This is a genomic window from Vibrio sp. 397, from assembly GCF_033339395.1.
GTDB classification, from domain to species: Bacteria; Pseudomonadota; Gammaproteobacteria; order Enterobacterales; family Vibrionaceae; genus Vibrio; species Vibrio alginolyticus.
Genome location: NZ_JAWOUN010000001.1, coordinates 22,277 through 34,943 on the forward strand (window position 1 = coordinate 22,277; position 12,667 = coordinate 34,943).

8 protein-coding genes and 1 pseudogene are annotated in these 12,667 nt (G+C 43.2%); 5 read left to right on the forward strand and 4 right to left on the reverse strand.

The window, feature by feature from the left end; translation table 11 throughout:
* Positions 1–108: 108 nt before the first annotated feature.
* From rsmF to R7P36_RS00105, 4 genes are all read right to left on the reverse strand, one after another.
* Complete coding sequence (rsmF, locus tag R7P36_RS00090; protein WP_017821869.1) at positions 109–1,545, reverse strand: 16S rRNA (cytosine(1407)-C(5))-methyltransferase RsmF; 1,437 nt, start codon at positions 1,543–1,545, stop codon at positions 109–111.
* 150 nt (positions 1,546–1,695) lie between these two features.
* Positions 1,696–4,344 (reverse strand): MlaD family protein, encoded by a 2,649-nt coding sequence (locus R7P36_RS00095; RefSeq protein ID WP_017821870.1) that lies wholly within the window; start codon positions 4,342–4,344, stop codon positions 1,696–1,698.
* A complete protein-coding gene (locus R7P36_RS00100) occupies positions 4,337–5,587 on the reverse strand; it encodes a paraquat-inducible protein A (RefSeq protein ID WP_017821871.1) in 1,251 nt (416 codons plus the stop codon). The genes R7P36_RS00095 and R7P36_RS00100 overlap by 8 nt, the downstream gene beginning before the upstream one ends.
* Before the next feature lie 24 nt (positions 5,588–5,611).
* Positions 5,612–7,408 carry an ABC transporter ATP-binding protein gene (locus R7P36_RS00105; RefSeq protein WP_213899370.1) on the reverse strand — a complete coding sequence of 599 codons (1,797 nt, stop codon included), beginning with the start codon at positions 7,406–7,408 and terminating at the stop codon, positions 5,612–5,614.
* Positions 7,409–7,500: 92 nt separating this feature from the next.
* Here R7P36_RS00105 and R7P36_RS00110 point away from each other — a divergent pair, with 92 nt between their 5' ends.
* From R7P36_RS00110 to pepN, 5 genes and pseudogenes are all read left to right on the forward strand, one after another.
* The gene (locus R7P36_RS00110; RefSeq protein ID WP_005377433.1) at positions 7,501–7,974 is read left to right on the forward strand and encodes a GAF domain-containing protein; all 474 of its coding nucleotides are present in this window, start codon (positions 7,501–7,503) and stop codon (positions 7,972–7,974) included.
* A 97-nt stretch (positions 7,975–8,071) separates the two neighbouring features.
* On the forward strand, positions 8,072–8,698 hold the full coding sequence (gene proQ, locus R7P36_RS00115; RefSeq protein WP_005377435.1) for an RNA chaperone ProQ: 627 nt from the start codon (positions 8,072–8,074) through the stop codon (positions 8,696–8,698).
* A 17-nt stretch (positions 8,699–8,715) separates the two neighbouring features.
* Entirely contained in the window at positions 8,716–10,722 is a 2,007-nt protein-coding gene (gene prc / locus R7P36_RS00120; protein ID WP_318121944.1) for a carboxy terminal-processing peptidase, read from the forward strand.
* Positions 10,723–10,916: 194 nt separating this feature from the next.
* Entirely contained in the window at positions 10,917–11,582 is a 666-nt protein-coding gene (locus R7P36_RS00125; RefSeq protein WP_005377438.1) for a hypothetical protein, read from the forward strand.
* A gap of 226 nt (positions 11,583–11,808) precedes the next feature.
* Positions 11,809–12,586: pseudogene (gene pepN, locus R7P36_RS00130) on the forward strand (aminopeptidase N); the annotation flags it as partial.
* Between the last annotated feature and the right edge of the window lie 81 nt (positions 12,587–12,667).

Genomic DNA, 12,667 nt, shown 5'->3' on the forward strand with positions numbered 1-12,667 from the left:
GTACAGCGTGTCCGGATCGCTAGCGAGCCCACTTGCTTTCATACTTACGAATTAAAAAGCCATCGCAAATACGATGGCTTTTCATTTATTTATGGTTCGTTACGTCTTTTAAAATAAGTTCTTATCTCGTACTAATTCGCGAGGGAGACCATTCTTTATTCGGTTGCTTACCCACTTGCCAAGGCCAATAACTGCGCCTTGATAGGTGACAAGTACTTCGCCTTTACCTGTTTTCATTCCCTCAGGAATGGTTTGTGGGCGAACATCACGCCCCATGTACCATTCGCGCGCTTCTTCAATACTGAGTTCAATGGCGTTGCTTTCAGAACCTGTCGCCAGGGCAGTCGCGACTTGGTGTTGCCAACGGTAGCCATTTTTATGGGCTTCCGCGATCTTTATACCCATACGGGAGAAGCGTAATTCGCCGATCATCGCTTCTAAAGCATTAGGGAATAACCAGACATCTTTATCGCGAAGCCATACAGAACTGTCATTTGGAAGTTTAATACCTAACGCGCTTTGGAGTTGTTGAGCAATTTCTGTCGATTCTTTTTTTGAAGTTTTAGCAAAGGGGAATTTCCCCATGCGCTTTTTGACTTCTGGCGCCTCAACAGCAGCCAGTTTGCGAATTCTTGCAACAAAGAACCCTTCACAGTCGTAGACCTGTGGGAAAATATGCAAAAAGCCTTCTTCAGTTAGAGCTGCCTCTGCGTTTTCAAACAAGTTCTCAAGGCTTTCAAACTCTACAGCATCCCCAAAGGTTTCTTTCAAGTGTTGACAAACTTGTTGGTTTTCTTCTGTACTGAGCGTACATGTTGAGTAAACCATCACACCACCGGGCTTTAATGCATGGAAGGCGCTTTCAATAAGATCTTTCTGTGTGTCAGCGATGTCGAGTACGGAAGCTTGCGTCCAGTTTTTCATCGCATCTTCGTCTTTGCGAACGGTGCCTTCTCCAGAGCAAGGCGCGTCGAGCAAAACCGCATCAAATTGTTCTGGTAGCCAACCGCCAAAAACGCGTCCATCGAAGTTACTTAGTGCGGCGTTACGTACCCCACAACGTTCCACATTAGCGTGCAGTACTTTTACACGACTTGCGGCGTATTCATTGGCCACAAGTACACCTTCGTTGTTCATTAAAGCTGCAATTTGAGTGGTTTTTGAGCCTGGAGCGGCTGCGGTATCTAACACGGCATCGTAAGATTCATCATTCATAAACAGAGCAGATACCGGCATCATCGAACTGGCTTCTTGAATGTAGAATAAGCCAGACATGTGTTCTGCTGTGTTGCCTAATGGTACAACTGACTCATCCGCTTCAATCCAAAACCCCGTGTCACACCAAGGCACAGGAGAAAGCTTCCAGCCTTTTGCTTCTGCTCGTTCTAGAAACGCTTCAACACTGATCTTCAACGTATTAACTCGAATACTTTTGCGCAGTGGCTTTTGGCACGACGCGATAAAGTCTTCCATGTTGAGGTGAGCAGGAAGGATAGTTTGGATTTTTTCCAGAAACGCGTCTGGGATGTAAACATTAGGATGCAATGTGGGATCTCGTTTGCAGAATTTGTGGCAAATAATATACGAAAGCGAAGCAGAAACGAATAGTGACAAGGGCCGAGCGATAAAAAAGAGCAGCGATTGCTGCTCTTTTAAAGTGATCAAACTTCAATTGTACGTGAATTGAGCTTTATTCTACGGCTTCGGAATTGCTGTACGCCATTGAGTCCAACCTTCTTCAGCTTGTGGATACAAAAAGAAAGATTGCCCACTCTTTGCCGCTGGTGGAATAGTCGATTGCTCTGGCGTTGAAAACGCAATTCCTCCGCGAACTAAACTATCAAAGGTTCCCGCTTTGATGTTAGCGCCGGTAAGCCCGATGGAAACATCTACTCCTGAAACATTCCAGAACACACTGTTTTGACGAACGAGGTAAGCATATTCAGGCTGTATTTTGATAGTCGTGAGGATGCGATCAGCAAATTCTCCTAGGCTTACGTCGGTCACTTGGCCAACTTCCATCTGGCGGTAAAGAATAGGGGTACCGACTTGTACTGAGCCTCTCTGTTCACTTTGTAACGTAAACATGATTCCATGCACGCGTTCTGAACTATTTTCTAATTGAAAATCAAATTTAGCTTTACCTTTACCTGGCTCAACACTGATGGATTTCGAAACCAACGCCCCGAGGTTTTTAACGCCACCTAAACCAATTTCTGGTTCAGTTAGCCAAAAATGTGAGCCTTCAACTGCAATGTTTTCTACGTATTCAGGTAGGATCCTTGCAGTGACTTCAACCATGTTACGACGAAAATTCGGTACAACCAGAGTGATTTCACCAACTTTAACACCTTGATATTCAATCGGCATTCCTTTAGCAATCTCTTGCGAACCGTCGGTTTCTAAAGCAATGACGCGCCCAAACTTGCGAGCGGTTTTTTGATCAGAATACAGCTTCCAGTTTTCTCCGATTTTGTTTTCAACGCCTGGTACGGAGTCAAAAGCGATGCCACCTTCGATTAACGATTTTAAAGGGTGCGCTTTCACACTGACTCCGGCTAATGATGCATCTATCTCAATCCCTGAACGATTCCAAAAAACGGTTTGTGGCGTTACAAGATAAGCGAAGCGGTTTTCGATAGTAGCCTTAATTAGTACTCCGCCATCAACTAGCTGGAAATCGGAGACGTTACCAACTGGAAGATTACGATAGAGTAGAGGGCTGCCTTTGGAAATCGGCGGCAATTCAGAAGCAAATAGTGTTAGAGCCCTAGAGCCACTTTGATTGTACTGCGCCAATTCAGCCAATGATTCATTTTGGAACAGTTGATACTCTTTTTGAATATCCTGCTTGCCTTCGCTCACAAAACTAATTGACCCGGTTAACAACTGCTTTGCTGGAGGAACGGTAACGCTGAGCCCGGATTCAGTTAACTCTGCTGATGCACTGCCGGTTACATAAAAACGATTGTTTGATTTGATCAGATGTTTGTATTCATGGTCAATCAATACATCCATAAATACTTCGTGTTGTGATTTTTTATCTTCCTTAACTAGGCCCACTTTGATGATTGAACCAACAACGATGCCTTTATAAAGTACATTGGCACCGCTATCTAGGCCAAACGAATTGTCGGACACCAACCGAATCGCGATGGACTTTTCTTGCTGTTGGTTAAACACGTTTTTACGAATGGCAGTAAAGCGGCGAGAGCGTTCACCCGCGCCCGGCACGATCGTTAAGAAGTTCCCTCGCACTAAATTAGCAATGTTTTCTACACCAGAGAGGGACACTTTTGCTTCTTCTAAGACAAATCGAGTACCTGTCGTCAGCATGTCACTAAAAGCGGGTTGAATTGCCGCTGACGCCAATATTACTTCTCGGCCTTCGGAAAGGCTCAAGTCCGTAACTTGGCCAATTTCGATTCCGCGATACATAATTGGAGCGCCTTCTCCGCTGATCTTGCTGTCATCAGGTAGGACGATTTTAACCGCGATGCCTCGACCAGCAGTTTTCAAATCTTTATACAAACGGAACTCGGTGTTCTCTTCTACAGGCTCACCATCATCCGGAGAGTCGACGGCGATGGCGCCACCTAGTAAGGCACTCATGCTTTCTAGTCTTACATCGACACCTTCAAAACCGATGCTGGCACCAATTCCACTGACGTTCCAGAATCGACTGCGGTTGTTAATGATATGTCGGTATTGATCCTGAATGTTGGCCTGAATAGTGATAGATTTTGCATCTTCATCTAGCTGGTAACTGTACACTTCACCGATTGGGATTTTCTTATAAACAATTTGAGAGCCAACCGATACACCACCTAAATCACGGCTTTTGAGCTTAATATTCAAACCTTGAGAAACGCGTAAATCTGTTGGAGCAGAGTCTAACGCATGGAATGTTGTCTCAAACTCTTGACCATCTCCGGGTTGAATCGAGATGTAGTTACCTGAGACGAGCGCATCCAGTCCGGAAACTCCCGTTAGGCTAGCTGTTGGTTTTACTAACCAAAAGCGTGTTTTATCGTTCAGTAACTTTGCAGCTTCAGGATAGATATCAGCATCGACATAAATACTGCCGAGATCTTCGGTGAGGTTAATGTCTCTTACCATGCCGACTTCTAATCCTTGGTAACGGATAGTGGTTCGGCCGGCGACAAGACCAGCGGCATCAGAAAAATAGATTTGCACTCGTTGTCCTGCATCGTGTATCGACTTCACAACAAGCCAGCCAGCTAAGACCATGGTCAAAATTGGCAACAGCCAAAGAGGAGATATGCCTTTACTCCGCTTTACATCTGGTACGTATGACGTTTGAGAACTGTTCTGATCACTCATTCATTGACTCTTTTTCTGATTGTTTTGGGTTTGTTTGGTCCCAGATTAGCCTTGGATCAATACTTTCTGCTGCAAGCATGGTCAACACTACGACAACACCAAATGCTACAGCGCCATATCCTGGTGTGAAATCCAGTATCTGACCACGATCGACTAACGTCATCATGATAGAAATAACAAACAAATCCATCACAGACCATTTACCGATCCATTTAACAACAAAGTAAACCATCATTCGTTGTCTCTTAAACACCGAACGTTTGAATTGGATGCAAAGCATGATGTAGGCGAGCCCAAGTATTTTAATCACCGGGACAACGATACTCGCAACAAAAATGATCGCAGCGATTCCATACATGCCGCTTTTTACCAAACCAGCCACGCCTGAAAAAATAGTGTCCTCCAAACGCTTACCATTGGTAAGCAAGATGGAAATAGGGATCAGGTTAGCAGGGAAGATGGCGACCGTTGCTGCGATGAGGTAAGCCCATGTTTTCTGAATGGAGTTTGGCTTGCGATGATATAACTCGTGATGACAACGCTGGCAATGGTCACCTTCAGGCTGGGACAAGTGGCATTCATGGCAATGCACATCTTTATGCTCAAAAGCATATAAACTTTCTGGTTTCCAAGCTTCCCAATAACGACGCACGCTGATTCTTGAAACTAACAAAACGGTAAATATCTGCAAAAGAACCAGACCAATTAACCCTGGACCGACGAAAATGTCGGAATAATCTTGGAGTTTAAAACAGGAAATGGCGATGCTAACTAAGAACACATCCAACATAACCCAATGCTTCAAATGTTGAATTAGCCACAGTGAGATACGAAGCCCACGGAACCATCGTTGATGTAAAGAAATATGCGCCGTTACCACTGAAACACAAACCGTCAGTGGCGCTAGAGAGCTACAAAATAGAATGAGCAATGAAAGAAGAACAAATCCTTCTTCCATCAATGTGATCATCCCTGAAGGCAGGGTTGCCGGAATCATCACACCAAAGAGTCGGATGCTAATAAAGTTAAAAAAGTGCGATGGAATAAATAGTAGGATACAGGTTATCGCGACGGCTAGATTACCAGAGAGGCTAGGGCTACCTCCGCGATATAATTGTGTACCACAACGAGGGCAGTGTGCATTTTTGCCATGGGGTAAGTCGACGATGTCGACAGGCAATTCACAACCTTGGCACAGACGTACGTTATTGGGTTGCATGGCGTGCTTAGACAGAGAGGTCATAACGACCTCTCTAGCTTGAACGATTTAAGCGTGGGACTGTATGCCCCCATATAAGGTTTGATATAAGCCTTCTTGCTCAACTAACTCACCATGAGTACCTGTTTGCGTCACTTTCCCATCTTCAAGCACGTAGATCAAATCGGCTTGTTTAACAGCGGATAGTCGGTGCGCAACGATTAATGTTGTTCTACCACGTAAGAACTCGGTCAGTGCTTTGTGTAAAGCCGCTTCAGTAGCGGTATCTAGCGCAGACGTGGCTTCGTCTAAAATAACAAATTGAGGATTACTCAGCACCATTCTAGCAATGGCAAGCCGTTGTCGTTGACCTCCTGACAAACGAATGCCATTACGACCAACTTGAGTATCCAAGCCGTGGTTCAGTTGAGAAATAACATCTTGCAGCTGAGCCACTTCAAGCGCACGCCAAAGTGACATTTCGTCAAAATCCCAACCAAGCGTTAGATTATGCCTCAAGGTGTCGTTAAATAGTATAGGTTGCTGTAATACCACGGCAATTTTGTCGCGAATTACTTCAAAACCAATATCTTCTGTTAATTCATCATTAAAGCGAATGCTACCGGAGTTTTGACGGTAAACCCCAATAAGTAATTGTATCAAGGTTGACTTACCACCGCCGCTTGCGCCAACTAACGCCACTTTCTTTCCTGCCGGCATATGTAAAGAAAGATTATCTAGGACTTTGTTTTCATTATTGTAAGAGAAATTAATGTTTTCTACTTTAACATCAACTTCTCTACCTTCTTTGAAAGGATTTACCTTAGGAACCGGTCTCTGCTCTTCTTCTAACTCTAATAAGTCGTTGATGCGTTTTAATGCGGCTTTAGCGCTGTACCAAGAAAACTGAATCCCAAGCAACTCTTGAACAGGAGACAGCATGAACCATAGGTAACCAAAAACGGCAAATATTTGGCCAATAGTAAGGTCACTGAACATGACCATTAACATTGCGACAGCTCTGAATAATTCAAAGCCGATCAAAAAGAGAAGAAAAGAAACGCGACCAGCCGCTTCAGATTGCCAAGCATACTTGTCTGCATCAACGCGAACTTGGTTCGCACTGTCTTTGAGTTGTTGGAGGAATTCTCGCTCTTTATTGGCTGCGCGTAGTTGGTAGATTCCATCTAATGTTTCAACCAAACGGTTTTGGAAAATTTCAAAAGAATGATTTTCCTTCCGTTTCAGATGTTTAACCATACTGCCTAGTTTACGTGAGAAGTAAATGACAATAGGGTTAACTAACAGGATAAACAGACCAAGTCGCCAATCGAGCCAAAGTAGAACGATAGCAGTACCAATAACAGTCAGAAAACTGATAACGAATTTTGCTAACGTAGAACCAATAAATTTATCAATGGTCTCAATGTCAGTGATAAGGTGTGCGTTGATTCCTCCGCTACCTTTGGTTTCGTATTGTCGGATGCTGATACGGCCGAGTTTGTCGATCATTTTACTGCGCATCTCAAACGTGATGGTTTTTGAAACAAGCGTAAATTGTCGGCTTTGAAGGATATTTAATCCTTGGCTCGCAGCTCGCATAAGAACAACCAAGAACAGGGTGAAGAAAATATAGCCTGTCGGAGTGTGCCACGCTTCAGGGAGAATGGCATTCATGGCATCTAAGCCTTTTGCAGGTTGGTCCAATAAGACCTCATCAACCATCAAAGGCATGAGGAGGGGAATTGGAACACTAATCAAGGTTGCAAGCACCGCTATCAAGTTCGCTATGATCAGCTTGGACTTGTGCTTTTTTACTTGTGTTATCAACCAAGAACGGCTAATAGTGTCATTTTTCAGAAGCATTGTAATTGAGAATAAGTCCTATTATAAAGTAGGGCTGCATTTTAGCGCCATACATTGAGAATGGAAGCTTTTATAGTAAGTAGGAAGTTAATATGAACTTAGAACAATACCAAAGACTAACCAAACAAGCTGTTGCTCTAATTGAGTCTGAACCAGACTTTATTGCGAACCTAGCAAACTTGAGCTCATTGCTTTTCATGGAACTTGACGATCTTAACTGGGCAGGCTTTTACCTAACAAAAGGTGAAGAGCTTGTTCTTGGTCCGTTCCAAGGAAAACCAGCTTGTGTTCGTATCCCAATGGGTCGAGGCGTCTGCGGTACTGCTGCACAAACTAATACTATACAAAGAGTATACGACGTTCACGAATTTGAGGGGCATATTGCGTGCGATGCAGCGAGCAATTCAGAAATTGTGATTCCATTTTCTATTAATGGAAAGGTGGTTGGTGTACTTGATATTGATAGTCCAAGTATTGGCCGATTTAATGAAACAGACGAAGAAGGTCTCACTCATTTCATGGTTGAAGTAGAAAAGCTGCTTAATTCACACGCGAACGACGCATAAATTAGCCTTCGAGTGTGGTTTTTCCTTGGCATGTCACTATAATACGAGAATATTTTTTCTTAATGCTCGCGGAAATCCGCTCAAATCAGGACCCCTCATGACTGAAAAGTTAAAAAACAGCAAAGAAGTTATTGCATATATTGCTGAATGTTTCCCTAAGTGCTTTACTTTAGAAGGTGAAGCAAAACCTCTGAAAATTGGTATTTTTCAAGATCTTGCGGAACGTCTAAATGAAGACGAAAAAGTAAGCAAAACACAGCTTCGTGCAGCGTTAAGACAGTACACTTCATCATGGCGTTACCTACACGGTGTAAAACCAGGTGCAGTACGTGTAGACCTAGATGGCAACCCTTGTGGTGAGCTAGAAGAAGAGCACGTTGAACACGCGAAAGCGACACTTGCAGAAAGCAAGGCGAAAGTTCAGGCTCGTCGTAAAGAACAAGCACAAAAAGCTCGTGAAGAGGGTAAGGCGAAAGCGAAACCTGCGGCTAAAAAGCCTCAACAGCCTCGTCGTACTAATAAACCAAAAGTACAAAAACCAACTAAGCCTGTAGAAACGCGCGCTCTAAATGCTGATGAAATCACAGTAGGTAACGCAGTTAACGTGAACATGGGCAAAGGAAACATGGCAGCGACCATTGTTGAAATCAATAAGGATGATGTACGTGTTCAACTTGCTAACGGCCTACAAATGGTTGTGAAAGCGGAGCACTTGCGCGCATAAAGGAGATACTCCTACGCATGAATTGCCGTTCAAAAGTGACCCTGATTGCTGCTAGCTTATGGCTAGCAGCATCAGCTCAGGCTCTTGAAGCCAAACTACATAAAGATGACCTGCCGGTTCTTTCTCCTGAAGTTCAGCATGAAACAGCTAGCAAACGAGTCACCTCGCGATTTACCCGCTCTCATTATAAGCACTTCAGCCTCAATGATGATTTCTCTAAAGCGATCTTTGAACGCTATGTAGAGTTGCTTGATTACAATAGAAATATTTTCACTCAAGCAGACATCGATTCATTTAAAAATTGGTCAGTAGAGCTTGATGATCAGCTTAAATCGGGCAACAACCAAATTGCTTTTGATGTTTACAACCTCTCAATGCAGAAGCGTTTCGATCGTTTTGCTTATGCGTTAACTTTACTCGATGAAGAGATCAAGTTTGATACCGATGACGAGATAGAGTTAGACCGCTCTGAGGCCGCATGGCCAAAAGACGAAGCAGAGCTTAACGAGTTGTGGCGCAAGCGTGTGAAATATGACGCGTTAAATCTGAAACTGACTGGCAAAGAGTGGCCAGAGATTAAAGAAGTTTTAGAGAAGCGTTATAACAACGCGATGAAGCGCATCACACAGACCAACAATGAAGATGCATTTCAGTTGTATATGAATGCCTTCGCGCGACAGGTTGACCCTCATACAAGCTACCTTTCTCCACGTAATGCCGAGCAATTCCAATCGGAAATGAACCTTTCTCTAGAAGGCATCGGCGCCGTTTTGCAAATGACAGACGATTACACAGTAATTCGTTCACTTGTTGTTGGCGGTCCGGCATCAAAGAGTAAGCAACTTGGTGAAGGGGACCGAATCACTGGTGTTGGACAAGACGATGAAGAAATTGTCGACGTGATCGGTTGGCGTCTGGATGATGTTGTTCAGTTAATCAAAGGCCCTAAAGGCACAAAGGTTAAGCTACAGATCTTGCCAGAAGGTAACGATGCGAAGAGTTACATTGTCACAATTGTTCGTGACAAAGTTCGCTTAGAAGATCGTGCGGTTAAGTCAGAAATCATCGAAAAAGACGGTAAGAAGATTGGTATTTTAGAAGTACCAAGTTTCTACGTCGGCTTATCGAAAGACACCGATAAATTACTAGCTGAGTTGAAAACCAAAAACGTTGACGGCGTAATCGTTGATCTACGCAACAATGGCGGTGGTGCGCTAACAGAAGCAACGGCATTGACAGGTCTATTCATTAAAGAAGGCCCTGTAGTTCAAGTCCGTGACAGCTATGGCCGCATCAAGGTGAATGCCGATACCGATGGAAAAGTGAGTTATGATGGCCCATTGACGGTGTTGATTAACCGCTACAGTGCTTCAGCATCTGAAATTTTTGCAGCGGCAATGCAAGATTATAATCGTGCAATCATCTTAGGTGAAAACTCTTTCGGTAAAGGTACAGTTCAGCAACATCGTTCACTGAATCATATTTACGATCTTTTCGATAAAGAGCTAGGTTATGTTCAGTACACGATTCAGAAGTTTTATCGTATTGACGGTGGAAGTACGCAAAATCGTGGTGTTGCACCAGATATTTCGTACCCAACGCCAATAGAGGCTTCTGAAACAGGTGAAAGTGTTGAAGACAATGCTTTACCTTGGGATCAGATTGATAAAGCACAATATCAAACGTTTCCAAGTAACGACGCCTTAGTTGAAAAACTTACTGCTCTTCATAACAAGCGTATTTCTGATGAAATGGAGTTCCGCTTTATCAATGAAGACACCGAGAAATATCGTAAAGAAAAAGACGATAATACTTTGTCTTTGAACGAAAAAGTTCGTAAAGCTGAATCGGATAAAGCGGAAGCCCTTCGATTACAACGCATAAATGAACGTCAAGTTGCTTTGGGTAAAAAAGCATTCAAAACATTGGATGACATACCAAAAGACTACGAGGCTCCTGATGTTTATTTAGATGAGTCTGTCGCGATTATGGTCGATCTACTTAAGCAGGAAAATCAGTCATAATGACTGGCAATTTAGAATAAAAAGAGTGAGTCTTTCAGATTCACTCTTTTTTTATGCCTTTTTGTCTTCCGCTGTCTCGATATCGAGCAAGATATTCGCTTATTTTCCCCCAATAATTTACGTGATCTACATCTAAAATTTCGCGAAAGTGAGGACTACTGGCTAAGCTAAAAGAAAACGATAAGGATGCCGATATGAAGTGGTTCTTTATTTTACTTAGCTTTTGCTGCTTTAGTGTGTTTGGTGGAGAAAACACCAGAGAAGATGAATTAAGTCACTTTGACACGCCGTTTCTCATCGGAGACTGGTATTTGATGAACCCAAACCCCGAAGAGTCGGCTGAAAACTTTCGTGCGATCAAACTCTCATTAGGTTCTGACTACAGCTTTTCTATTGATATTCAAAAGAAAGACTATTCCGTTGACCATTGGGAAGGGCTGTATAACGCAAATGAAGACACCATCGTTCTTGGTTTAAACACCGACGAGCCTCAAATTTATGCCTATCGCAACAACCATAATACGCTTGATCTTAATGGTGTAACGTTCACTAAAGGATTATCTAATTCACTTGCAGGTATTTGGTCTAGCTCTCACGTATCTGGCGACGGTCTTGTGGCCAACAACATTAATCAGATGGATTTGATACTTCAACCTGATTTCGTGTTCATGTTTAGGGTTTCGAACGAAGAAGGGGATGAGTCCATCAAACAAGGTGTGTTTTACACAGAAGATGAGTTTTTGGTTCTGCTGTATGAAAATGGCGAGCATGGAACCACGTATAAGCTCAACAAGAATGAGCTAACGATCGAAGATTCCAATGGTGATATGTACGCCGTACTCAATAGAGTTACGCCATGATGCCTTTAACATGCGCCAAATTACGCGTGCGTACGGTAAGTCATTAATGTTGTTTAAATGTTAATCAAAAAACGGAGCTAGAGCACTAAAAGCTCCGTTTTTTGATGGAAAGACTTGTATTCTGATACCACAACCCCTACAAATAGCTTATATAGTGATACCAGAAATGCATTTTTGATCATGCAGTCTGGTATTTTTGTTGTTCGACATACAAGGATTTATGCTCATGTCTCAAGCTCCCCTGGCCAAATATCGTAAAGATTATAAAGAGCCATCTCATGCGATTACTGATATCGATCTTACTTTTGATCTATATGACAATGACACAATCGTTACGGCGGTATCAAAAGTTGCTCAAAAAGGCGATACAACAACGCTAGAACTCGATGGCGAAGGGCTTGAGCTACGCGCTGTAAAAGTAAATGGTGAGGATTGGGCTCATCACGAGGTGAAGGAGTCATCGCTGGTACTGACCGATCTTCCATCCGAGTTTGAACTTGAAATCGTCACCAAAATTGATCCTGAAGCGAATACAGCACTCGAAGGTTTGTACAAATCAGGCGGCGCATTTTGTACTCAGTGTGAGGCTGAGGGCTTCCGCCGTATCACGTACTATCTAGACCGTCCGGATGTTCTAGCAAAATACACAACAAAAGTGATCGCAGATAAAGCGGCTTACCCATATTTGCTGAGCAATGGTAACCGAATTGCAGAAGGTGATGCAGAGAACGGTCGTCATTGGGTTCAATGGCAGGATCCGCATCCAAAACCAGCTTACTTGTTCGCCCTTGTTGCAGGCGACTTTGATGTATTGCGTGACAAATATACAACGATGTCAGGTCGCAGTGTTGATTTAGAAATCTTTGTTGATAAAGGTAACCTAGATCGTGCAGGCCATGCGATGACATCTTTGATCAACTCGATGAAGTGGGATGAGGAACGCTTTGGCCTGGAATACGATCTGGATATTTACATGATCGTTGCTGTTGATTTCTTCAAGAATAAATCCACATTTGGTAAAACTTCGTTGAATAGCTCGGAAGCCTTGATATACAATGGCTCACGAAGTTCAACTACGTGGAAAG